The following is a 23,746-nucleotide window of genomic DNA, read 5'->3' as shown; positions in this document are numbered from 1 at the left end:
AGGGAGACTACGGAATGAGTGAATGGATCGCAATCGGGGCCCTCGGGCTCGTCGCCGTCGGAATCCCACTGGGGATGATGGCGGTCTCGGCGATGCTACGCCCGTCGGTACCCGAACAAGGCAAACGCGCCACCTACGAGAGCGGTGAGGTACCGACCGGCACGGCGCGCGTCCAGTTCAACATACAGTACTACATGGTCGCGCTGCTGTTCGTCGTGTTCGACGTCGAAACCGTTCTCATCTTCCCGTGGGCCGTCATCTACCGGTCCGCACTGGACCAGGGTGTCGCCCTCTCGACGGTGTTGCTGCCGATGCTCGCATTCGTCGGCATCCTCGTCGTCGGACTGGTCTGGGCGTGGCGCAACGGCGCAGTCAGATGGGTCAAAAGCCCGCTGGCGAACCGCCGGAAGACGGAGAGAAACGCATGAGCAGCGAACGAGACACACCATTCGTCACGGACGACACGCAGGTACAGACCGACACGCGAGACGCCCGGATGACGGGCGGCGGCGCGGACAACCGATTCAACTCGAAACTCCGGGAGGCGTTCGGCTCCTCGCCGTTCATCCTCACCAAGTTCGACCAGTTCATGAACTGGGTCCGCGGCTCCTCCATGTTCATGCTGCAGTTCGGGATCGCCTGCTGCAGCATCGAGATGATGCACACGTACTCGGTGAAGCACGACCTCGACCGGTTCGCGGCCGGGGTCCCCCGCGCGTCGCCGCGGCAGGCCGACGTCATCATCGTCCCGGGAACGATCGTCTCGAAGTTCGCCCCGCGGATGAAGCGCGTCTACGACCAGATGCCCGAGCCGAAGTTCGTCGTCGGGATGGGCTCCTGTACGATATCAGGGGGGCCGTTCCAGGAGGGCTACAACGTCATCAAGGGCGCGGAGGAGGTCATCCCCGTGGACATCCACGTCCCCGGCTGTCCCCCGCGCCCCGAGGCGCTCATCTACGGCGTCGCGAAGTTGCAACAGCGGATCGCCGAGGGCGAGTCGAGTCCGGTGACGGTCAAGCCGTACGAACTCGAACAGTTCAACGACCTCGAACGCGACGAGATCGTCGAGAAACTGGCCGACCAGATCGACGAGGACGATCTGGTGATGCGGTACAACTGGGCTGATTCGCCATGAGCCTCGAAGAACCGACCCCCGAAGACGGCGCTGTCGAGGTCCTGCCGACGACGGGCGACGAGATCGCCGAACTGCTCGGTGACCTCGTCGTCGACCGCGAAGAACACGTCAACGCGCCCGGATTCGTCATCCGACCGGACACGGTTCAGGAGACGCTGCGTCGCCTCCGCGACGAGGCCGGCTTCGACCACCTCTCGTGTGTCACCGCCGAGGAGCGTGAGGACCGCTACGAGTCGATCTACCACCTCACGAGCTTCGACGACCGACAGCGAGAGGCGAGCGTCATCGTCCCGACGACGAAGGACGACCCCGTCAGCGAGTCGGCCGAACCGGTGTTCCGGACGGCCGATTGGCACGAGCGGGAGGCCTACGACCTGATCGGCATCGACTACGACGATCACCCGGACCTGCGACGGATCCTCCTGCCCGACACGTGGCAGGGGCACCCGCTCTCGCAGAACTACGATCAGGACCGGCCGCAGATCGTCACGCTCAAAGAGTGGGAGAACCCCCTCGCCGACGACCACCGCGAGGAGGAGGGCGACACGATGTACGTCAACATCGGGCCGCACCACCCCGCGACACACGGGGTCCTCCACGTCAAGACGGTGCTCGACGGCGAGCAGGTCGCGGACGTCGATCCCGACATCGGCTACCTCCACCGCTGCGAGGAGCAGATGTGTCAGACGAAGACGTACCGCCACCAGATTATGCCGTACCCCGACCGCTGGGACTACGCCTCCTCCGGACTGCTGAACGAGTGGGCGTACGCGCGCGCGGCGGAGGACCTCAACGACATCGAGGTCCCCGAGTACGCGCAGATAATCAGGACGATGGGCGCGGAGTTCTGTCGCATCGCCTCGCACATGCTCGCGGTCGGGACGTTCGCACTGGACGTCTACGGCGACTTCACCGCGATCTTCATGTACGCGATGCGGGACCGAGAGAAGGTCCAGAGCGTCCTCGAAGAGCTCACCGGCCAGCGGATGATGTTCAACTACTTCCGCCTGGGCGGCGTGGTCTGGGACCTCCCCGAACCGCGCGAGGACTTCTTCGAGATGATCCGGGACTACCTCGACGAGCTTCCGCAGGCCGTCGAGGAGTACCACGACCTCATCACCTCCAACGAGATCCTGCAGGCGCGGACGATCGACACGGGCGTGCTCCCGCCGGAGGTCGCGAAGTCCTACGGCGCGACGGGGCCCGTCGCGCGCGGGTCCGGCATCGACTACGACCTCCGCCGGGACGACCCCTACGGCTACTACGACGAACTCGAGTGGGACGTCATCACGGAGGACGGCTGCGACAACTTCAGTCGCCTGCTCGTCCGCCTCCGCGAGGTCGAGGAGTCCGCGAAGATCATCGAGCAGTGTCTCGACCTGCTCGAAGACTGGCCCGAGGACGAGCGGAACATCCAGGCGAACGTGCCGCGGACGCTCCGCCCGGACGACGACACGGAGATCTACCGCGCCGTCGAGGCCGCGAAGGGCGAGCTCGGCATCTACATCCGCGCGGACGGGACCGAAAAGCCCGGCCGCTTCAAGATCCGGAGCCCGTGCTTCTCGAACCTCCAGACGCTGCCGGAGATGTCCACCGGCGAGTACATCCCGGACATGGTCGCCTCGCTCGGTAGCCTCGACATCGTGCTCGGAGAGGTGGATCGGTGATGGTGCCGCTGCAGTCACAGGTGCTCCTGCCCGAGCGGATCGCCGGCCTGCTCGGTCTCTCCGGAACGGTCGGGCAGATCGTCGGCGGCCTGCTCGGCGCGTTCCTGATCGCGAACCTGCTGCTCGTCCAGACGGCCATCGCCGGCCCGTGGGCCAAGCGGAAGATCACCGCGGCCTTCACCGACCGCATCGCAGTGAACCGGATCGGGCCGTTCGGACTGCTCACCATCGTCACCGACGCCGTCCGGCTGCTCTCGAAGGAGCTCGTGATCCCGGAGGGCGTCGACCGCCCGGCCTACGACCTCGGCCCGCTTCTCGTTCCCTTCTCGGCGCTGCTCGGCTTCGCGGTGATCCCGATGGGCAACGGGATTCACCTGGCCGATCCCGAGACGGGCGCGGTGTTCGCCTTCGCGGCGTCCTCGATCGCCTCGCTCGGGCTCGTGATGATGGGCTACGCGTCGAACAACAAGTACTCGCTGCTCGGTGGCCTCCGGGCGATCGCCTCGAACATCGCCTACGAGATCCCGCTGATCGTCACCGCGGCGTCGGTGATCATCTTCACCGGGACGCTGCAGATGAGCGAGATCGTCGCCCAGCAGACCGAGCCGCTGCTCTCGATCGCGGGCGTCACGATCCCGCAGTGGTTCGCGTTCGTCAACCCGTTCGCGTTCGTGCTGTTCGTGATCGCGAACCTCGCGGAGGTCGGGCGGAACCCCTTCGACGTCCCCGAGGCACCGACGGAGATCGTCGCCGGCTATCAGACGGAGTACTCCTCGGTGTATTTCGTCCTCATCTATCTCGGTGAGTTCATCCACATCTTCCTCGGCGGCGCGCTGGCGGCGACGCTGTTCCTCGGCGGCCCGGCCGGACCGTTCCTACCGGGCTTCGTGTGGTTCCTGATCAAGATCTGGGGGTTCTACCTGTTCACCCAGTGGGCGCGTTCCGCGATCCCCCGCCTCCGCGTCGATCAGTTCCTCGACGTCGGCTGGAAGGGGATGCTCGTGCTCTCCTTCGCGAACCTGGTGCTCACGGCCGTAATCGTGGGAGTGATAGCATGATCGGCGTACTCAAATCGATGGCGACGACGATGAAACACGCACTGGACGGGGAGACGTTCACGGTCGAGTATCCGGACGTCGCACCCGAGGTGAGCCCGCGGTTCCGCGGGGTCCACAAGTTCAGCCAGGAGCGCTGCATCTGGTGTCGACAGTGCGAGAACGTCTGTCCGAACGACACGATCCAGATCGTCCAGGACGACCAGCGCAACGGCGAGCAGTACAACCTCCACATCGGACAGTGCATCTACTGTCGGCTCTGCGAGGAGGTCTGCCCCGTCGACGCCATCCTGCTCACGCAGAACTTCGAGTTCACCGCCGACACGAAGGACGACTTCGTGTACAACAAAGAGCAACTGAAGAACGTTCCGTGGTACAAGGACATCGACCCGCTCAACTCCAGAGAGCCCGACCGCGACGCGTGGATCGGCGAGGGAGAGGGCGAGGTGGACTACCAGTGAGGTGATTCCCCCCGGAGCGGAACAGACAGCCGATCAAAGTCCGCACGTCCCGAACGGACCGGGGCGCGGACTTCTCGAAATCTTCAAAGGGATACCTCAAGGAGACACACACAATGGTTTATGAAACCATCGCGTTCGCGCTGTTCGCCCTCGTGACCGTGGGCTGCAGCCTGGGCGTCGTCCTCGTGCGGGACATCTGGCACTCCGCACTCCTGCTGGGGGGCGCGCTCTTGAGCGTCGCGGTGCACTACGTGATGTTGCAGGCGGAGTTTCTCGCCGCAATGCAGATCCTCGTCTACGTCGGCGGGGTTCTCATCCTCATCACGTTCGCCGTGATGCTGACGCGTACACAACCGGAGGTGAGTAGCACATGACCACGAAACCGGAGCTGAACCTGGGTTCGCACCTGGTTCCCGGTCTCGCCGCCGCGGCCCTGTTCGTCGTGATGGCCGCGACGATCCTCTCGGCGTCGTTCCCCGAACCGCAGGGGTTCGCCGAGGGCGCGAACATCACGGCCAGTATCGGCTTCGCGATGTTCAACCTGGAGCTAGGCGACGTCGCCGGCGAGAGCTTCCTCGTCGCCTTCCTCCTGATCGCGGTGACGCTGGACGTCGCACTCGACGGGGCCGTCCACCTCGCGACGCGCGAGGGCGAGGACGACGGACGGACGCTCCTGGCCGACGGCGGTCGAGAACTCAAACGCACGCTGTTCGGCGGAGGTGAGGAGTGATGGTCCCGCCGGAGTACTACCTGCTCCTCTCCGCCGCCGTCTTCTGTATCGGACTGTTCGGCATCCTGACGCGGCGCAACGCGCTGCTGTTCCTGATGTCGGTCGAACTGCTCTTGAACGCCGCGAACATCAACCTCGTCGCGTTCTCCTTCGTCTGGGGGAACGTCACGGGGCAGACGTTCGGGCTGTTCGTGATGGCGCTCGCCGCCGCCGAAGTCGCGATCGGTATCGGGATCATCCTGGTGCTGTACCGCAACTTCGACAGCGTCGACGTCACCGAGGCGACGACGATGAGGTGGTAAGATGGCAGGAATACTCGACTTCGCACCCGCGATCGTGTTGTTGCCGTTCGTCTCGTTCCTCGTCGCGCTCGCGGTCGGCGACCGCCTTCCGAAGGGCGGCGCGTACGCCGGCATCGCCGCGACGGCGGGATCGCTCGTCCTCTCGATCGCGACGGTTCTGACCGTCGCCGGGGGACAGACGTACGACGCGACTATCTACACCTGGGCGGAGGGCCTCGAGGCGGTCGATCTGACGTTCGGCGTCCTGATCGACCCGCTGTCGGCGATGATGCTTCTCATCGTGACGCTCGTCGCCTTCCTCGTCCACGTCTTCAGTCTCGGCTATATGAACGACGAGGGCGAGACCGGACTGCCGCGCTACTACGCCGGCCTCGGGCTGTTCACGGCGTCGATGCTCGGCTTCGTCGTCGCGGACAACCTGCTCATGGCGTTCATGTTCTTCGAGCTGGTCGGGCTCTGCTCGTACCTGCTCATCGGCTTCCACTTCCGGGAGCCGGGCCCGCCGAGCGCCGCCAAGAAGGCGTTCCTCGTCACTCGTTTCGGGGACTACTTCTTCCTCGTCGGCGTCGTCGCCGTCTTCGCGACGTTCGGCACGGCGTCGTTCGTCGGCTCCGAATCGTTCCCCGCGCTCGCCGAGGCGGCGCTCCGCGGTGAGGCCTCGGTCACCACGTTCGGCTTCGCGCCGCAGACGTGGTTCACGATCGTCGGCCTGCTCGTGCTGGGCGGCGTGATCGGCAAATCCGCGCAGTTCCCGCTACACACGTGGCTGCCGGACGCGATGGAGGGCCCGACGCCGGTCTCGGCGCTCATCCACGCCGCGACGATGGTCGCCGCGGGCGTCTACCTCGTCGCGCGGATGTACGGCTTCTACGCCGTCTCGCCGACCGCGCTCGCGATCATCGCCTTCGTCGGCGGCTTCACGGCGCTGTTCGCCGCGACGATGGGACTCGTCAAGCGCGAGATCAAGCAGGTGCTGGCGTACTCGACGATCTCGCAGTACGGGTATATGATGCTGGCACTCGGCGGCGGCGGGTACGTCGCCGCGACCTTCCACCTGATGACCCACGCGTTCTTCAAGGCGCTCCTGTTCCTCGGGGCCGGGTCGGTCATCATCGCGATGCACCACAACGAGAACATGTGGGACATGGGCGGCCTGAAGGACAAGATGCCCGTGACCTACTACACGTTCCTCTCGGGATCGCTCGCGCTCGCGGGCATCTTCCCGTTCGCCGGCTTCTGGTCGAAAGACGAGGTGCTGTACGAGACGCTGCTGCACGGCCTCGACGGCAACCCCATCCTCCTCGGTGCCTACGCGATGGGGCTGCTGGCCGTCTTCTTTACCGGCTTCTACACCTTCCGGATGGTCTTCCTGACGTTCCACGGGAAGCCCCGGACGCAGACGGCGGAGGACCCACACGGCGTGCGGTGGAACGTCAAGTTCCCGCTCGCCGTTCTCGGAGTGCTGGCCGCGGTCGCCGGTCTCGTGAATATGGTCCCCGTCGCGGAGCTGACGGGACTCCACATCGAGTTCCTGCACACGTGGCTCGAACACGGGTACGCCGGGCTGACGACCGAGCACTACAGCACGCTGCTGCAGGACTTCGCCGGGTACGGTGCGGCCGGACTCCACCTGAGTCCGCTGCTTCCAGGCGCGGTCTCGCTGGGGCTCGCGCTCGCCGGCTCCGGCCTCGCGTACCTGCTGTACAACGTCCCCGAGCCAGTCCGACACACCGATCGGCTCGGCGGCATCAAGAAAGTGCTGTACAACAACTACTACCAGGACGAGTACCAGGTCTGGCTGGCCAACGGCGTCACGCGACCGGTCGCCCGCGCCGCCAACAAGTTCGACGGCGGCGTCGTCGACGGCGTCGTCAACGGCGTCTCCGGCGTCAGCCTGTTCGCCGGCGGTCGCGTCCGCCGGATCCAGACCGGCGTCGTGAGTAACTACGCGGTGCTCCTCACGCTCGGCCTGACCGCGTTACTTCTCGCCTTCGGGATTCTCGGAGGGTGGTTCGTATGATAATCGAAGCGCTCATCGCAGTCACGTTCCTCGCCGCGCTGGTCGTGTTCGTCGCCCCCGACGAGTACGCCGGCCGACTCGCGGCGGCACTCAGCGCGCTCCCGATCCTCGGGAGCCTCTGGATGTGGGCACAGTACGACGCGAGCGGGAACGCCCTGCTGGGCGGATCCATCGCGTTCGAGACAGACGTCGTCTGGCTGACGCTGGGCGGCCTCGACCTCCACTGGTTCGTCGGGGTCGACGGCATCAGTCTTCCGCTGATCGTCCTCACGACGATCCTCTCGACGCTGGCGATCGTCAGCGCGTGGACGCCGATCACCGACCGTGAGTCGCAGTTCTACGGGCTGATGCTCTTCATGGAGGCGAACCTGCTCGGCGTCTTCACCGCGCTCGACTTCTTCGCGTGGTTCGTCTTCTGGGAGGCCGTCCTCGTCCCGATGTACTTCCTCATCGGCGTCTGGGGCGGCCCGAACCGCCGCTACGCCGCGATCAAGTTCTTCGTGTACACGAACGTCGCCTCGCTCGTGATGTTCATCGGCTTCATCGCATTGGTGTTCGGCCTCGGCGACTCGGTGTCGTCGATGCGCCTCCCCGAGATCGCACAGGCGCTCCGCGCCGGTGAACTCGGCGCGTTCGCCGGCCTCGACGCCGCGACGCTGAAGACCGTCGCCTTCGTGGCGATGTTCCTCGGCTTCGCGGTGAAGGTGCCGGTCGCGCCGCTACACACGTGGCTGCCGGACGCCCACGTCGAAGCGCCGACACCGGTGTCGGTGATGCTGGCGGGCGTCCTCCTGAAGATGGGGACGTACGCGCTGCTTCGGTTCAACTTCACGATGATGCCCGACGTCGCGACGGCGCTCGTCGTCCCGATCGCGGGCGTCGCCGTCATCAGCGTCATCTACGGCGCGATGCTGGCGCTGGCTCAACAGGATCTCAAGCGGATCGTCGCGTACTCGTCCGTGTCGTCTATGGGGTACGTCATCCTCGGACTCGTCGCGTACACGACCTACGGGGTCGGCGGCGCGACGTTCCAGATGATCGCCCACGGCCTCATCTCGGGGCTGATGTTCATGGCGGTCGGCGTCATCTACAACACGACGCACACCCGGATGGTCGGCGATATGTCCGGAATCGCGGATCGGATGCCCCTCACTGCGGGCATCTTCGTCGCCGGCGCGTTCGGCTACATGGGCCTGCCGCTGATGGCCGGCTTCGCGGGCGAGTTCTTCATCTTCAAGGGCTCCTTCGAGTCGACCGTCCACGCCGGAATGCCGCTGTTCACGGCGGCCGCGATGTTCGGCATCGTGATCGTCGCGGGCTACCTGCTCTTCGCGATGCAGCGGACGCTGTTCGGACCCTTCAGCTTCGACGGCGAGTACGAGATCACGAACGCTCCCTTCCACGACGTGGCACCGCTCGCGGTGCTTTTGCTTCTCACGATCGTGCTCGGCGTCGCGCCCGACCTCTTCTTCGGGATGATTCAAGACGCCGTTAACCCGATCCTCACTGGGGGTGGGCTGTGATGTTCGACGCGATCGCGCTGCAGACCGAACCCGTCGCTGCCTGGACCGCACTCGCCCCGGCGCTGCTGCTCGGACTGACCGGGCTGGTGCTGCTCGGCATCGACACCGTCTCCCCGAAGGAGACGAGCAACACGCTCCTGGCCGGCGTTTCGGCCGCCGGATCGCTGCTCGCCTTCGGCGTCGCGGCGTGGTTCCTCGTCGCCGGCACCGGACAGGTGCGGACGGGCGGCGCGATCTCGCTGTACGGCGACACGCTCGTCGTCGACGGGATGAGCCTCTTCTTCACGCTCATCTTCACCATCGTCACCGCGATGGTGGCCGTCGCCTCCTACGACTACCTGCGCGAGCAGTCTCACCGCGCGGAGTTCTACTCGCTGGTGCTGTTCGCCGCGACCGGGATGACGATGATGTCGATGGCGAACTCGCTGGCGACCGTCTTCATCAGCCTCGAACTCGCGTCGCTGCCCTCCTACGCGCTCGTCGCGTTCCTCAAGAAGAACCGCGGCAGCGTCGAGGCGGGGCTGAAGTACTTCCTCATCGGCTCGGTCTCCTCGGGCGTGATGGTCTTCGGGATCAGCCTCGTCTACGCCGTCACGGGATCGCTCGTGCTCGGCGACGTGGCCGCCGCCATCGGCGACACCGAGATGGCCGGCGTCCTCGGGATGGGCGTGCTGATGATCGTCGGCGGCGTCGCCTACAAGACCGCCTCCGTGCCGTTCCACTTCTGGGCGCCGGAGGCCTACGAGGGCGCGCCCGCGCCGATCTCGGCGTTCCTCTCGTCGGCGTCGAAGGCGGCCGGCTTCGCCGTCGCCTTCCGCGTCTTCGTCGAGGCGTTCCCGCTCGGGGCGATCCCTGCGGGCGTCGACTGGGTGCTGGCGTTCCAGGTGCTCGCCGTCGTCACGATGACGCTCGGTAACTTCGCCGCCGCGACCCAGGAGAACGTCAAGCGGATGCTCGCGTACTCCTCGATCGGACACGCGGGCTACGCGCTCATCGGGCTCGCGGCGCTGACCGCGGGCGGTCCGAACGCCTCCGTCCTCGGGGCGTCGATGGCGCACCTGCTCGTCTACGGCTTCATGAACACCGGCGCGTTCCTGTTCATCGCCCTGGTCGAACACTGGGGCGTCGGCCGGACGTTCGAGGACTACAACGGCCTCGCGTCGACGGCCCCCATCGCCGCGGTCGCGATGACGGTGTTCATGTTCAGTCTCGCGGGGCTGCCGCCGTTCGGCGGCTTCCTCTCGAAGTACGCCCTGTTCTTCTCGGCCATCGAGGCCGGGTTCTGGTGGCTCGCCGCCGTCGGCGCGATCAACAGCGCGCTGTCGCTGTTCTACTACAGCCGCGTCGTCAAGGCGATGTGGATCGAGTCGCCCGCGGAGGACTTCGAGATCACGAGTCGGCCGGTCGGCCTGTACGCCGCGGTGCTGTTCGCGGGCCTCGCCACGCTGCTGCTGCTGCCGGCCTTCGGCCCGGTCATCGAGACCGCTCAGGCCGTCGCCGCCGCGCTCTTCTAATCACCTTTTTGACGCGGTGGTTTCCTCGCTCACTGCGTTCGCTGCGGGAACCCCCGTACAAAAACCTAGAGGGAAAAAGACCGCTCGCTCCGTCGCCGGCGCGGAGCCGCCGGCTTCCAGTGAAATCGGCGGTCTCGCCCGGATCGCGGAACGCAGACAGATGAAAGCGTTACCGGTGCGACCACCCACCTCTCGACGAGACGTCAGAAAGGACTTGCTGAATATAGAGAATGCCTTTCAGCAACTCAGTCCGACGCAACAGATCCGACTACTGAGCTATGAACGGACCTCGTTTCCACGTACGTCAGGATAGCACATCTAATGCGCCGGAAACGTCATCACGCCGAATGTAGAGGACGACAAGTCCCGCGATCAACAGGCCGATTCCCCACCAGAGTGAATCACCGGGAAGCACGTAGAGAAGCAGGGTGACAATTCCTGAGGTGAGAAGTGACCAGCCAAGGGTTGTTTGATACGCCATACAGTTAATGTTCGTTCCATTGCAATAGATCATCGCGTTGCCACTGCAAGCAAGACTGAAAGCCGCTCAGTCTACTGGCAGGAGGCCTGTAACGACTCCAAGAGTAGTGGATATCAGTTTGCACGGTCTACTCCCTGGTTAATTCGCCGTAGACGACAGTGAAACCAACGCCGCTGGACGGTCCTCCAACTCTTGTACTCTTTTGTATCCCACCGCGAGCGAGGCCGAAGGCCGGGCGAGCGGTATTTTCCCCTCCGCCGTGAGACGCGTCGCGTCTCACGAGCCTTGCTTTGCTACGCTCAGCAAGACCGGTTTTTGCGCGGTGGGTTCCCGCAGCGAGTGCAGCGAGCGAGGAAACTCACCGCGTCAAAAAGGTGGACGGCGAAAAGGTGGATGTTTTTGCCACCGGCGAGCCGAGAGGATGGTATGCAACGGCGGCTGGTCCTCGGGTGCGGGTCGGTCGCACGCGAGACCGTAGAGCGTATCTCCGAGTGGCCCGGAGAACTGACGGTCATCGGAGAGTGCGACGACGACGACTTCCGGACCGGAGTCGGCGGCGTCACGATCGAACGGGGGCCTCCCGACGACCCGACCGCGTATCCACCGAGCGCGGATCTGGTGTTCGTCGCGGCCGACGACGCCGAGACGAACGTCGACGCCGCTGCCCGGGCCCGGGCGCAGTACCCCGACGCGAACCTGATCGTGTACCTCGGCGTCGGTGCGACCGAGGAGACGCGGGCGACGGTCGAACGCCTCGCGAATCGCGTGGTCGACGCCGAACGCGTGCTCGGGGGTCGGATCCGCGATCTGACGATCGGGCTCGGTGCGAACCGTCTGCAACGACTGTTCACCGCGCTCCGCCGCATCGACGGTCGGTTGGCCGTAGTGATGCACGACAATCCGGACCCCGACGCGATCGCGAGCGCGCTCGCGCTCTCGCAGTTGGCCGCCGCCGTCGGCGTCTCGGCCGATCCCTGCTACTTCGGGGACATCTCCCATCAGGAGAACCGGGCGCTGGTGAACCTGTTGGATCTGGATCTGATCGAACTCGACGCCGAGACGGACCTCGACGCCTACGACGGCATCGCACTCGTCGACCACTCGCGCCCCGGTGTCAACGACGGCCTTCCAGAGGACACCCAGATCGACATCGTCGTCGATCACCACCCGCCCCGGGCACCCGTGGAGGCGCACTTCGTCGACCTCAGACGCGACGTCGGCGCGACCAGTACGCTCCTGGCGGAGTACCTCCGTCGGGCTAGCATCGAGCCCGAGGAGTCGCTGGCGACGGCGCTGCTCTTCGGGATCCGGATCGACACGAACGACTTCACCAGGGAGGTTTCGGCGACGGACTTCGAGGCCGCGGCGTGGCTGCTCACGCACGCCGACCTCTCGGCCCTCGACCGAGTCGAATCGCCGAGTATGACCTCGGCGGTGCTGGAGACGCTGGCGCGGGCGATACGCGACCGCGACGTCCGCGGCGACGCGCTCGCGTCGAACGTCGGACCCATCTCCGACCGCGACTCGCTCGCGCAGGCCGCCGACCGGCTACTGAATATGGAGGGCATCCGCATCGCGATCGTCTACGGGTTCAAAGACGGCACGGTCTACGTCTCCGGACGGGCTCGCGGGACGGACGTCGACCTCGGCGAATCTCTCCGGGACGCACTCGGAGCGATCGGCAGCGCGGGCGGCCACGCCGATATGGCCGGCGCGCAGGTCCCGCTGGGAATCTTGGGAGACACCGGAGAGGAATCCGCGGCGGAACTGTCCGCGATCGTCACCGACGTCATCGCCGGGCGGATCTTCGAGACGCTCGAAGATGCGACGACGCTTCTCGACGTCGGATCGGAAGGGCCCGATTGGGTGTTCGAGTCGCCCTTCGACTCCTTCGAGGAGTGACTGTCGGTGGCGGGGGATCGTCCGGGTGCCGATGAGCACGTCATCGGCAATTGAGGCGCACGTGCTCGACGACGAGGGCGCACGTTTTTGCGGCCCGCCCGCGTACCCACGACAATGAGTGGGCGACCGAAGGTCAAGGAGTACATGACGCGCGAGGTGCAAACCGTCGCGCCGACCGATACCGTCGCAGACGTCGCGCGGCGGATCAAAGAGAGCGAGGGCCACAACGGATTCCCGGTGGCGGAGAGTCGGAAGGTCGAGGGGTTCGTCACTGCTAGCGATCTGCTCTTGGTCGACGACGAGGTCCCGATCTTCACCGTGATGACCGAAGACATCATCGTCGCACACCCCGAGATGGACGTGATCGACGCCGCGCGCGTGATCCTCCGTTCGGGGATCCAGAAGCTCCCGGTCGTCGACGACGCGGACAACCTCGTCGGTATCATCTCGAACACGGACGTCGTCCGCTCGCAGATCGAGCGCGCGACGCCCGAAAAAGTGGGGAAACTGATGCGCACGCTCGAACAGATCCACGGCATCACGCTGCGCCAGGAGCCGAGAGTCGTCGAACTCGATGACCTCACCCCGACGCAGGGCCGCGTGTACGCCGACGAACTCGAAGGACGGCAGTACGAACTCGAGCGCGGACTCGCCGAACCGCTCGTCGTCATCGACAACGGCGGCGACTTGCTTCTGGCCGACGGCCACCACCGCGTGATGGCCGCCCACCAACTCGGGATCGAGGAGATGGACGCCTCCGTGATCGTCCTCGACGAGCCGATCGAGTTGGGGATGCAGCGGACGGCCGACAAGGAGGGGCTCTCCTCGCTCGAAGACATCGAGATCGCCGACTACGGCCGGCACCCGCTCATCGAGACGACGCACCGGCTTCAGGAGTGACGACGGCGACGACGCGCCACTGTCGCTGCCTCGGACGTCCCGCCTCGGGAGCAACGTAGTCAGGTAGACGACTGTTCTTCGGCCCCCCCGTTCTCGCTCTTCCAGGCTTCGACCAAGCCCCCGGCGGACTCGACGTCGTCGGCGCGTTCTCGTCGGTAGCCGCTTCCCTCCGGTGCCTGATACAGTCGGTCGAGTCTGACGACCCACCCGCCGTCGGCCCGGCGTCGTCGCCGGATGGTCACGTACCCGTCCGCGCGCGTCCACTCGACGAGGTCCTCGTCGTCTCTCCGGTTCCGCGTCCACTCCATACCGATCGCTCGCGCGGAGTCGGCCTGTATCTTCCGACTACACGCCTCGGGCTTCTGGTACGTGTCTGCTGGGCGGAGTCCGAGAATATGACAGGTATTGACCAATTAGATCCCGAGAAGCGAGAAATATCCGACTTACTAATTCGTGACACCGCGTCTCTACCCTATGGCTCGACCGTCGATGCGACTCTCGCGGCGCAGACTCCTTCAGGCCGCAGTCGGGGTCGGCGCGGCCGGAGGTGCGGCCGGAACGGCAACTGCGCAGGAGGGAACGACCCACAGGATCGATATGACCGACGACTTGGTCTTCGACCCGGATTCGATAACGATCGCGCCCGGCGACACCGTCGTCTGGGAGACCGTGGGGACCGTCGGTCACTCAGTCACTGCCTACGAAGATGAGATCCCAGACGAGGCCGCGTACTTCGCGTCGGGCGGGTTCGACAACGAGGCGGACGCACGCGGTGCCTACTCGGCCGGCGACCCCGACAGCGGCGACGTCCCAGAGGGCGAAACGTACCAGCACACCTTCGAGGTCGAAGGGACGTACGAGTACTTCTGTATCCCGCACGAGAGCGTGGGGATGCTCGGGAGCGTCGACGTCACGCCGGGCGGAGCGGAGACGGACCCGGGCGGACAGCCGGCTCCAACCGTCCCCGACGCCGCAAAGACCCTCCTCGTGACGGTGACGGGTGCGTTCGTCGCCGTCGTCTCGCTCGCGTACTTCTTCTTGAAATACGGTGGCGATTACGAGATGATGGACGACGACGAGTGATGACCGTTATTCGGCGATTCCGTGCTCGACCGCGTCGACGGCCTCCAGACTGGCGAGCGGACCGGTTCGCGCCTCGCAGTCGGGGCATTCCGGATAGCCCAAGTCGTCGTATTGGACCTTGTTCGCCGGGAATTCGGCCCCGCACGCCGCGCACTCGAAGTATGTCGGCCAGTCGAAGTCCATACGTCCCCACGGGAGGGCGTAGTAATAATTAATCGCTGATTACGGCCCGAGAAGGGACCACTTATGTCGGTGTCTATAGGTCAGATATGTCCAATCGCGCGGGTGCGTGGACCGTGCAGTAGTGGCTGCCACCACCGCTCATCTGACTGTACGTCCACGTGGATCGAACCGGTGGAGACTCGGAACCGGGATCGGAATCGGCTACGATTCGACGATGGCTCGCCCCGGCGGTGACTATCACTCCGCGTCGCCATCGGCGCCGGGGTCTGAATCCGCGTCAGGGTCCGCACCGGCGTCGTCTCCCGTGGCGGACCCGACCTCCGTATCGGACACATCGTCACCCGGTGCGGCCGTCTCAACACCGAGAATCGCGTCGACGTCCGCGTGGTCGTGGAGCAGTTCGCGCATCCGCGCGATGGTCTCCTCGTCGCGGGCCCGCCCGGTGTTGACGACGGCCTCCGCGCGGTCGACGACCGAGAGCGTGTCGCCGGTGACCGAGAGCACGGGCACGCCCCGTTGTTCGGCCTTGCCGAGCACCGCCGACGTCGGGCGGTGACCGCCGGTCAGGATGATGGCGTTGACGCCCGGCGCTTCGAGCGCGGCCGCGATGATCTCGGAACGGTCCCCACCGGTGATTACCGCGGCGTTCTTCGTCCGGCGGAAGTACCGCAACGCCGCGTCGCCGCCCATTGCGCCCACGAGGAACCGTTCGACGTAGGCGTCGGAGTCGCCCTCGGTGACGACCTTGGCACCCAGTTCCTCGGCGAGGTCGTTGACGCGGACGCCGGCGAGTTCCCGTTCGCGGGGGACGACGCCGAGGACGGGTACGCCGCGGCTTTCGAGGAACGGCACCGCCTCCTGTTCGAGGTCGTCGAAGGCGGCGTCGGTCACGCCGTTGAACAACACGCCCGCGAGCCGGTCGCCGAACGCCTCGGCGGCCGCGACGACGTCGTCGAGGTCGCTCGACTGTTCGTAGCCGGCCACGAGCAGGACGTTCGCGTCGAGACGGTCGGCGACGTCGACGTCCGTCAGGTCGACGATACCGCCGACCGTCCAAGAGCCGCCGCCCTCGACGAGCATCAGGTCCGTCTCGGCCGCGAGGTCCGCGAAGTGCTCCTCGACGATCCCGCCGAGTTCTTCGGGGTCCTCCTGGCCGCGGATCGCGCCGTCGACGAACGTCGGCGAGTAGACGATCGGTTCCATCTGGTGCATCTCGCTGTCCAGCCCCAGGAGTTCGCGCGCGAGCATCGGATCCTCGTCGAGCGTCTTGCCGACGTTCGACTGGAGCCGCGTCCCCTTGGGCTTCATGTAGCCAACGGTGAGGCCGCGCTCCTGCGCGAGGCCGCCGAGCGCGAGCGTGACTGCGGTTTTGCCGGTGCTTTCCGTGATCGAGGTGACGAGTAGGGTGTTCGTGTTCATTGGTGGACTCTCGATAGTTCGTCGGGGTCGACGGTGAGCCGTACGTCGACGGCTTCGACGCCGTCCGGCGTGGCGACGAGCGGGTTGATGTCCAGTTCCAGGATGGCCGGGAAGTCGGTCACGAGCTGTGAGAGGCGCTGGATCGTCTCGACGACGCCCTCGACGTCGGCGGGTTCGCGCCCGCGAGCGCCCCGCAGGAGGGGCGCGGCGTCGATCTCGCGGGTCATCGCCTCGGCCTCGGCCTCGGAGACGGGCGCGACGCGGAACGTCGTGTCTTCGAGCGTCTCGACGAAGATGCCGCCGAGACCGAAGAGCAGGAGCGGCCCGAACTGCGGGTCGCGGTTCATCCCGACGATGGTTTCGACGCCGCTGTCGAGGTCGACCATCTCCTGCACCTGAACGCCGATGATCGTCGCGTCGGGCTGGTAGTTGCGGGCGCGGGAAACGAGGTCCTCGTAGGCGTCTTCGACGTCTTCGTCGGCGACGCCGACCTTGACGCCGCCGATGTCGGACTTGTGGAGGATGTCTGGGCTGACGATCTTCATCACGACGTCGCCGTCGATCCGCTCTGCGACCGCCAGGGCGTCGGCCGGCGCGTCGACGATGTCGCCGTCGGGCGTCGGGATCCCGTAGGCGTCCAGGAGGCCCATCGCCTCGACGCCGAGGCGCGTGTCCGTCCGCCCTTCGACCGAGGAGAGGATCTCCCGGGCGCGCTCGCGGTCGACGTCGAACGTCGTCGGTTCCTGATACTCGCGCTCGCTGATGTCGCGGAACCGCGAGAGCGCGTCGAGGCCCGCGACCGCCCGCGCGGGGTCGAAGTAGTTCGGGATGCCGGCCTCCGAGAGCGTCTCCGCGGCGGGCTCGACCCGCGCCCCGCCCATAAAGCAGGCGGCGACCGGCTTGCCGTGCTTCGCCTGCATCGCCACCGTGTCTTCGGCTAACTCCCCGTAATCGAGGACGGCGGTGGGACAGGCAAGCACCATCGCGCTGCCGACGTTCTCGTCGCCGAGGGCGACGTCCAGGGCGTCGCGGAACCGCTCGTTGTCCGCGTCGCCGACGACGTCGACCGGGTTATAGATGTTCCCCTCCGCGGGCAACGTCTCGGAGAACGCTTCGAGGGTCTCGTCGGTGAAGGAGGCCATCGAGAGCCGCGAGTCGCCGATGGAGTCGGTACTCATCACGCCCGGTCCGCCGGCGTTGGTGATGACCGCGACGGCGTCTGTCTCGGGGAGGGGTTGACGCTCCAGGACGCGCGCGGCGTCGAACAGTTCCTGAACGGAGTCGGCGCGGATGACCCCGGCCTGTTCGAGACCCGCCTCGTAGGCTTGATCCGAGCCGGCGATCGTCCCCGTGTGACTGGAGGCGGCCTGCGCCCCGGCGTCGGTGCGGCCGGACTTGACGAGGACGATCGGCGTCTCCCGAGTGACTTCCCTGGCGGTCTGGATGAACGTCTGGCCGTCGTCGATGCCTTCGAGGTATCCGATCACGACGTCCGTCTCGTCGTCGTCACCCCACTCCCGAACGAAGTCGGACTCGTCGAGGACGGCCTTGTTCCCGAGCGAGACGATGTCCTTGAATCCGATACCCTGGTCGTTCGCCCAGTCCAGCACGGCCGTGATGAACGCGCCCGACTGGCTCATGAACGACATCCGCCCCGAGGTGGCGTTCTCGGGTCCGAACGAGGCGTTCATTCCGACGGGGGTGGACATGATACCCAGGCTGTTCGGGCCGACCAGGTCGATGTCGTACGCCTCGGCGACCGCCGTCAGCTCCTGTTCCCGGGTGGCACCCTCGGTGCCCGTCTCGCCGAACCCGGCGGTGATGACCACCACGTTCGTGATGCCGGCCTCGCCGGCCTCGCGAACGACGTCGACGGCGACCGCCGGGGGGACGACCACCACCGCGAGGTCGGCCTCCGAGTCGGCGACGCTGTCGAGCGCCGGCAGTCCGAAGACCTCCTCTCGCCCCGGGTTCACGGGGACGACCTCGCCCACGAACGCGTCGAGGAGGTTCTCCATAATCGCTCTGCCGACCGACCCCTCGCGGTCCGTAGCGCCCACGACGGCGATGCGTTCGGGCGCGAACAACGGAGATAGCTCTCCCATCGTTCGGACCTACTCCGTGCTGATTCTTAAATTCGAGTATTCGGTACTCGGTTTCGAGTACGTCGTCGGGTCGTCCTCGGGGTCGCTTCGAAGAGGGCCCGTCAGATCACTTCGTCGGGACCGTACTGCTGTTTCGTTCGCTTCGCCTCGCTGGCGTACCGTTCCCTTTCGTCCGGATCGGCGACTCGGCCCAAACTCGATTCGCGCGCTCGGATCGCGGCCGTGGTGTCGCGCACGTCGTCGAAACTCGTGAGCGCCCGCTCCTTCCGGAGGTACCGTGTGCCATCGAGCGTCGCGTACACCAAGATCACGATGTTCTGCTCGTCGTCGGAGTACGTCCGCTCGACGAGCCAGACGCGGTCGCGTCCGTCTTCGGAACGGCCGACGTCGTCGTCGGCTGCATCGGAGGAGTCTTGCATTGATTGGACATACGCGTTCGAGAGGCAAAAATCCGATCACGGAAGCCAGGACATCCCGAGCGAGTAGGTACATTTTACATCGTCTCTGCTGTACTCGACCTATGACACGCGGTGACGGAGGGATCGACGTCGAAACCGTCTCCAGAAACCAGATGGAGCCGGTGGTGGCAGTCAACACCGACGGGTCCGTCGCCTTCGCGAACGAGCGGTTCTACGAGATTTCACAACTCACCAGTGAGCCGGTGATCGGATCCGACTTCGCGGTGTTCGGCCGGGTCGTCGAGGACGGGTTCGAGGCGCTAGAGGCGGCCGTCGAGACGGTGTCGTCTGGCGAATCGACGGAAGAACGAGTCGAACTGTCGATGTCTCACCCTGAGACTGCGCCCGTCCCGCGACGTCTGCCTGCGGAGGCACGGGTTACGCCCATCCGGACCGACGGTGAGACGGAAGGTGCGATCGTTTCCCTCCGGCGGATCGGCACGCGAAAAGCCTACGAGCGGCAACTCGAACGGCAGAACGAACGGCTCGAGGAGTTCGCGAGCGTCGTCGCCCACGATCTCCGGAACCCGCTGAACGTCGCCGAAGGACACGTGCAACTCGCTGCGGCGGAGTGCGACTCGGCCCACCTCGCGGAGGCCGAAGACGCGCTCGGACGGATGTGGACGATCATCGACGACACGCTGACACTGGCGAAACACGGGCAGGACGTCGGAACGAAAGAGCACGTGACGCTGTCGACGCTTCTCGAACGGTGCTGGGCGACAGTCGAGACGGACGACGCGTCCCTAGCGGTCGAGTCGGACCTCACGATCGAGGCCGATCCCGATCGGCTCCGAAACCTCTTCGAGAACCTGATCCGCAACGCCGCGGAACACGGCTCCGCGAGCCGTCGGGCGTCCGACGACGCCGCGGAACACGGCTCCGCGAGCGGCGGCGGAGTAACGGTCCGTGTGGGCGCTATCGACGGGAGCGAAACCGGATTTTACGTCGCGGACGACGGCCCCGGGATTCCACCGGAGGAACGCGATCGGGTGTTCGATCTCGGCTACACGACGGCCGAGGCGGGAACGGGCTACGGGCTGGCGATCGTCAAGTGGATCGCGGAAGCACACGGCTGGGACGTTACCGTGACCGAGGGCGACGACGGCGGTGCGCGGTTCGAGTTCACCGGCGTCGACATCGTGGGATAGCGAATCGCCGACGGGGCGCGGCTACTCGCTCACACGTCGATCGGCGTCGCGCCCGCGATTCCCCGCAGTTCGTCCGGATCGATCGGAAACACGGCGGTCGGCGTCCCGGCGGCGGCCCACACCCGCTCGTAGTCGAGGAGCGACTCGTCGATGCACACCGGAACGTCGGTCTCGTGACACAGGGGTGGCACGCCGCCGATGCTCCATCCGACGACCTCGCTGATCCGCTCGGGGTTCGCCATCGAAACGTCCTCGACGTCGAGGTGGTCGGCCAGCAGCGATTCATCTACCCGGTTCGCGCCGCTGGTCACGACGACGACGAGGTCGCCGTCGGCCTCGAAGACGAGGCTGCTGGCGATCTGTCCGACCTCGCAACCGACCGCCTCCGCGGCGTCCGCCGCCGTCTTCGTCCCCTCCGGGAACTCTTCGACAGCCAGGTCGAGGCCGTAGCGCTCCGCTACTTGGTCCGCGAACTCCGCGGCTCTCCGATGCATACGAACGTCTGCGAGCGCGACCCCGAAGAACGCTTCGCCGGCGACTGTAGAGCCCATTTCTCCGCATACCGAGGTGCCAACGGGACCGGTGGCGGCGGCGTACTGGCCGCGAAGCGGTGCATCACCGATCGTGGCGTATCCAGCCAGTGTGCGGAATGGTAATATACCTTAGGTTATTTCACGTTATGTCGTCCCACCAAACCGCTGGGTGCCATATTTTTAGGCCTGCCAAAAGTTAAGATATATGAAATATTTATGGTCGTACGCGGTCTAGATAGGGTATGGTCGAGTTCTGGTCTCTCGGGTTCGTCTTCGTCGCGGGGTTCATCACCGCGCTGGCGACCGGCCTGGGTGCAGTCCCCTTCTTTTTCGTCTCAGACGTGAGCGACCGTTGGAACGTCGCGCTGTGGGGGATCGCCTCGGGCATTATGCTCTCGGCGTCGGTGTTCGGACTGGTGTTGGAAGCGCTCGGCGCGTACGTACAGGTCTCGCTGAACGGGATCGCGGTCGACCCGATCCCTCAGCGGCAGCTGCTCCTGCTGGGGGCCGGGCTCCTCGCGGGCGTCATCCTCGTGTTCGTCGCCCACGGCCTCATCGAGGGGGCCGACGTCGACCCGAAGCAGTACGCCGAGGCGGATTTCAAGAAGCTAGTGTTGATTCTCGGCGTGTTGACCGTCCACTCGTTCCCCGAGGGCGTCGCCGTCGGCGTCTCGTTCGCCGATCTGGGGATCGAAGGCGGCACCCAGATCTTCGGGTTCGTCGTACCCGTGCTGGCGATCTTTATGACGATCGCCATCTCGATCCACAACGTCCCCGAGGGCGTCGCCATCTCGATTCCGCTGCGGTCGATGGGCGTCGCGAACTGGAAGCTCGTCTGGTGGTCGGTGTTCTCGAGCCTCCCGCAACCCATCGGTGCCGTGATCGCGTTCTACTTCGTCCGCATCGCACGGGAGTTCCTCCCGGCGGGGTTCGGCTTCGCCGCCGGCGCGATGATCTATCTGGTGCTCACGGAGTTCATTCCGGAGGCCAGAGAGATCGGCCGGGGACTCCCCGGCAACGGTCGTCGGGAACTGTTCGGCGGCATCGCCGCCGGCGTGTTCGCGATGATCCCGCTCGCGTTCCTCTGACCGGTCGAGACGGAAATCCGAAAGTAAGGAGAGGGACTCGCTCAGTGACTGTGGCCCATCGCTTCCGAGAGCGAGACGCCGAATCGATCCTCGAAGAGCTCCTCCATCTTCTCGTTGAGCGCTTCCAGGTCCGCGGGCGTCTCGCCCTGGCCGTGGTGGACGACGCCGTGGGCCTGCTGGGCGAACGACTGGATGAGGAGGTCGCCGACGACCGCCGTCGGCGATTCGCCCTGGTCGGTGAAGACGTCGGCGAGGCCCTCGGGTAGTTCGATCTCCTCGACGTCTCCGTTCGGCGCTTCGATCGTGTAGGTCTCGGTTTCGACCATACCGCCTCTCGGGCGCCTCGACATAAGGGTCTGTGGGAAGCGGTCGGAGACGGGGGCGTCGCGATCGTCGGTTAACGGTTACGACGGGCCGAATCAGTCGTCGTCAGTGCTCGGTGAGGACATTCCCACCGAGTCGTTCGACCCCCCGACTGCCCCGTCCGGGTCCGACGAGAGCAGCGGCGAGACCGACTGGTACTCCCAGACCATCCCCGCGATGGCGACGACCGAGATGAGCGCGAAGGGGAACCCGGTGATGATGGCCGAGGAGCGGAGCGCGTCGATGCCGCCGCCGACGATGAGCAGCGACGCGAGGCCGCCCATCAGTCCGCCCCAGATGATCCGGTTGATCGTCGAGGGGTGCTGCTTGCCGCCGGTGGTGAGCATCCCGAGCGCCAGCGTCGAGGAGTCCGCCGACGTGACGAAGAACGTCACCACGAGAAGCATAAACACCGCCGCGAGGCCGTCGCCGAAGGGAAGCGCTCCGAACAGCGGGAACCCGGAGACGGAGACGCCGTACTGGTCGACCATCTGCAGCATCGGTGCGATGTCGTTGCGCTCGAAGAAGATGGCGCTGCCGCCCATCGTGAGGAACCACGGGATCGTCGAGGCCGTCGCGCCGATGAGGGCGGTCGCGACGACCTGCCGGATCGTCCGCCCTTTCGAGATGCGAGCGACGAACAGCCCGCCGAAGGGAGCCCACGAGAACACCCACGCCCAGTAGAAGACCGTCCAGTTACCGACCCACTCACCGGTCCCGGTGGCGTTGGTGTAGAGGCTCATCGAGAGGAACTCGCCGAAGTAGCCCCCGACAGCCTGGAGGCCGGTGTTCATAATGTAGTTCGTCGGCCCGAGGAGGAACGTCGCGACCGCCAGGCCGGCGAAGACGGCCATATTGAAGAGCGAGACGCGCGCGATACCCTTCTTCACCCCGAGCGTCACCGAGACCGTAAAGGCGACCGTCAGGCCGGTGATCACGAGCACCGTTCCGGCGTCGCCGAGTGAGACGCCGGCGGTGTACTCCAGGCCGGTGAGGAACTGCCTGCCGACGAAGCCCAGCGTCGTCGCGATGCCGCCGATGGTCGCGAACACCGCCAGCACGTCGATGGTCTTCGCCCAGAAGCCGTCGAGATTGTCGACGCCGACGAACGGCGCGATGAGCGTCGAGACGCGCATCGGCGCGTCTTTCCGGAACGCGTAGTAGGCGATCGGCAGCGCGACGATCAGGTACGGCACCCAGTAGGAGATACCCCAGTGAAAGAGCGTGTACTGGATGGCACCGACCGCCGCCGCGGGCGTCCCCGCCTCGGCGCCGATCAGCGGCGGGACGGTCTCGTAGTGCGCCAGTGCCTCCGCCGGCCCCCAGAACACGATGCCGGCCGCGATGCCCGCCGAGAACATCATCGAGAAGAACGCCAGCAGGCTGAACTCCGGATCGTCGTCGGGCTTGCCGAGTTTGATGTCGCCCCAGCGACCGAACATCAGCCAGAGGCTGAACGTCACCATCAGGAACATCGTCCCGACGTAGACCCACATAAACTCGGTCCAGAGGTACTCGTTTATCTGTCCCATCCTGTTTGCCGAGGCCTCCGGGCTCGAGAAGAAGACCAGGATGGCGACCAGCGATACCGAGAACCCGACGCCGAACACCACGGAGTCGAGTTCGTCCACGAACTGTCTCAGACTCGCACGCACGGTGCGCATACAGTTCCG

General features: G+C 65.8%; 24 protein-coding genes. 16 read left to right on the top strand and 8 right to left on the bottom strand.

Annotated elements, in window-relative coordinates; translation table 11 throughout:
• Positions 1–14 precede the first annotated feature (14 nt).
• The 13 genes from NO876_RS14225 (at position 15) to NO876_RS14165 (ending at position 13,690) form a co-directional block, all read left to right on the top strand.
• Positions 15–428 carry an NADH-quinone oxidoreductase subunit A gene (locus NO876_RS14225; protein WP_256422327.1) on the top strand — a complete coding sequence of 138 codons (414 nt, stop codon included), beginning with the start codon at positions 15–17 and terminating at the stop codon, positions 426–428.
• Complete coding sequence (locus NO876_RS14220; protein ID WP_256422326.1) at positions 425–1,135, top strand: NADH-quinone oxidoreductase subunit B; 711 nt, start codon at positions 425–427, stop codon at positions 1,133–1,135. The genes NO876_RS14225 and NO876_RS14220 overlap by 4 nt, the downstream gene beginning before the upstream one ends.
• Positions 1,132–2,802, top strand: coding sequence for an NADH-quinone oxidoreductase subunit D (locus NO876_RS14215; RefSeq protein WP_256422325.1), 1,671 nt, complete (start codon positions 1,132–1,134; stop codon positions 2,800–2,802). Before NO876_RS14220 ends, NO876_RS14215 begins: the two co-directional genes overlap by 4 nt.
• The gene (locus NO876_RS14210) at positions 2,802–3,860 is read left to right on the top strand and encodes a complex I subunit 1/NuoH family protein (protein ID WP_256422324.1); all 1,059 of its coding nucleotides are present in this window, start codon (positions 2,802–2,804) and stop codon (positions 3,858–3,860) included. The genes NO876_RS14215 and NO876_RS14210 overlap by 1 nt, the downstream gene beginning before the upstream one ends.
• Positions 3,857–4,318 carry a NuoI/complex I 23 kDa subunit family protein gene (locus tag NO876_RS14205; RefSeq protein ID WP_103992160.1) on the top strand — a complete coding sequence of 154 codons (462 nt, stop codon included), beginning with the start codon at positions 3,857–3,859 and terminating at the stop codon, positions 4,316–4,318. Before NO876_RS14210 ends, NO876_RS14205 begins: the two co-directional genes overlap by 4 nt.
• A 113-nt stretch (positions 4,319–4,431) precedes the next feature.
• Positions 4,432–4,692, top strand: a complete 261-nt coding sequence (locus tag NO876_RS14200; RefSeq protein WP_089768442.1) for an NADH-quinone oxidoreductase subunit J — start codon at positions 4,432–4,434, stop codon at positions 4,690–4,692.
• A complete protein-coding gene (locus NO876_RS14195; RefSeq protein WP_256422323.1) occupies positions 4,689–5,048 on the top strand; it encodes a proton-conducting membrane transporter in 360 nt (119 codons plus the stop codon). Before NO876_RS14200 ends, NO876_RS14195 begins: the two co-directional genes overlap by 4 nt.
• Positions 5,048–5,350, top strand: coding sequence for an NADH-quinone oxidoreductase subunit NuoK (nuoK, locus tag NO876_RS14190; RefSeq protein ID WP_256422322.1), 303 nt, complete (start codon positions 5,048–5,050; stop codon positions 5,348–5,350). Before NO876_RS14195 ends, nuoK begins: the two co-directional genes overlap by 1 nt.
• A 1-nt stretch (position 5,351) precedes the next feature.
• Positions 5,352–7,370, top strand: coding sequence for an NADH-quinone oxidoreductase subunit L (gene nuoL, locus NO876_RS14185; protein WP_256422321.1), 2,019 nt, complete (start codon positions 5,352–5,354; stop codon positions 7,368–7,370).
• Positions 7,367–8,893: a complex I subunit 4 family protein gene (locus NO876_RS14180; RefSeq protein WP_256422320.1), complete on the top strand. Its 1,527-nt coding sequence runs from the start codon at positions 7,367–7,369 to the stop codon at positions 8,891–8,893. The genes nuoL and NO876_RS14180 overlap by 4 nt, the downstream gene beginning before the upstream one ends.
• A complete protein-coding gene (locus tag NO876_RS14175; protein WP_256422319.1) occupies positions 8,893–10,407 on the top strand; it encodes an NADH-quinone oxidoreductase subunit N in 1,515 nt (504 codons plus the stop codon). Before NO876_RS14180 ends, NO876_RS14175 begins: the two co-directional genes overlap by 1 nt.
• Before the next feature lie 907 nt (positions 10,408–11,314).
• Positions 11,315–12,790 carry a DHH family phosphoesterase gene (locus NO876_RS14170; RefSeq protein ID WP_256422318.1) on the top strand — a complete coding sequence of 492 codons (1,476 nt, stop codon included), beginning with the start codon at positions 11,315–11,317 and terminating at the stop codon, positions 12,788–12,790.
• A 114-nt stretch (positions 12,791–12,904) separates the two neighbouring features.
• Entirely contained in the window at positions 12,905–13,690 is a 786-nt protein-coding gene (locus NO876_RS14165; protein ID WP_256422317.1) for a CBS domain-containing protein, read from the top strand.
• Positions 13,691–13,749: 59 nt separating this feature from the next.
• Here the strand turns inward: NO876_RS14165 and NO876_RS14160 are convergent, their stop codons facing one another.
• On the bottom strand, positions 13,750–13,998 hold the full coding sequence (locus tag NO876_RS14160) for a DUF7543 family protein (protein ID WP_256422316.1): 249 nt from the start codon (positions 13,996–13,998) through the stop codon (positions 13,750–13,752).
• A 166-nt stretch (positions 13,999–14,164) separates the two neighbouring features.
• Between NO876_RS14160 and NO876_RS14155 the strand changes: the two genes are divergently transcribed.
• Positions 14,165–14,773 (top strand): plastocyanin/azurin family copper-binding protein, encoded by a 609-nt coding sequence (locus NO876_RS14155; RefSeq protein WP_256422315.1) that lies wholly within the window; start codon positions 14,165–14,167, stop codon positions 14,771–14,773.
• A 6-nt stretch (positions 14,774–14,779) separates the two neighbouring features.
• Here NO876_RS14155 and NO876_RS14150 read toward each other — a convergent pair whose 3' ends face one another.
• The 4 genes from NO876_RS14150 to NO876_RS14135 form a co-directional block, all read right to left on the bottom strand.
• A complete protein-coding gene (locus tag NO876_RS14150) occupies positions 14,780–14,956 on the bottom strand; it encodes a hypothetical protein (RefSeq protein WP_256422314.1) in 177 nt (58 codons plus the stop codon).
• A gap of 237 nt (positions 14,957–15,193) precedes the next feature.
• Positions 15,194–16,375, bottom strand: coding sequence for a phosphotransacetylase family protein (locus NO876_RS14145; protein ID WP_256422313.1), 1,182 nt, complete (start codon positions 16,373–16,375; stop codon positions 15,194–15,196).
• Positions 16,372–18,480, bottom strand: a complete 2,109-nt coding sequence (locus tag NO876_RS14140) for an acetate--CoA ligase family protein (protein WP_256422312.1) — start codon at positions 18,478–18,480, stop codon at positions 16,372–16,374. The genes NO876_RS14145 and NO876_RS14140 overlap by 4 nt, the downstream gene beginning before the upstream one ends.
• 101 nt (positions 18,481–18,581) lie before the next feature.
• Positions 18,582–18,899, bottom strand: coding sequence for a DUF7967 family protein (locus NO876_RS14135; protein WP_256422311.1), 318 nt, complete (start codon positions 18,897–18,899; stop codon positions 18,582–18,584).
• A 101-nt stretch (positions 18,900–19,000) separates the two neighbouring features.
• Between NO876_RS14135 and NO876_RS14130 the strand changes: the two genes are divergently transcribed.
• On the top strand, positions 19,001–20,089 hold the full coding sequence (locus NO876_RS14130; protein ID WP_256422310.1) for a sensor histidine kinase: 1,089 nt from the start codon (positions 19,001–19,003) through the stop codon (positions 20,087–20,089).
• Between the two features lie 29 nt (positions 20,090–20,118).
• Here NO876_RS14130 and NO876_RS14125 read toward each other — a convergent pair whose 3' ends face one another.
• Entirely contained in the window at positions 20,119–20,583 is a 465-nt protein-coding gene (locus tag NO876_RS14125) for a YbaK/EbsC family protein (RefSeq protein WP_256422309.1), read from the bottom strand.
• Between the two features lie 281 nt (positions 20,584–20,864).
• On the opposite strand from NO876_RS14125, the gene NO876_RS14120 reads away from it, so the two are divergent.
• Positions 20,865–21,710: a ZIP family metal transporter gene (locus tag NO876_RS14120; protein WP_256422308.1), complete on the top strand. Its 846-nt coding sequence runs from the start codon at positions 20,865–20,867 to the stop codon at positions 21,708–21,710.
• Positions 21,711–21,751: 41 nt separating this feature from the next.
• Here the strand turns inward: NO876_RS14120 and NO876_RS14115 are convergent, their stop codons facing one another.
• Entirely contained in the window at positions 21,752–22,036 is a 285-nt protein-coding gene (locus NO876_RS14115) for a DUF7545 family protein (RefSeq protein WP_256422307.1), read from the bottom strand.
• A gap of 93 nt (positions 22,037–22,129) precedes the next feature.
• Positions 22,130–23,737, bottom strand: a complete 1,608-nt coding sequence (locus NO876_RS14110) for a BCCT family transporter (RefSeq protein ID WP_256422306.1) — start codon at positions 23,735–23,737, stop codon at positions 22,130–22,132.
• Positions 23,738–23,746 lie beyond the last annotated feature (9 nt).

This window comes from Halobellus rarus (assembly GCF_024494595.1).
GTDB lineage: Archaea > Halobacteriota > Halobacteria > Halobacteriales > Haloferacaceae > Haloquadratum > Haloquadratum rarum.
Note: the sequence above shows the minus strand (reverse complement) of the source record. Positions and strands in the feature narration are given on the sequence as shown.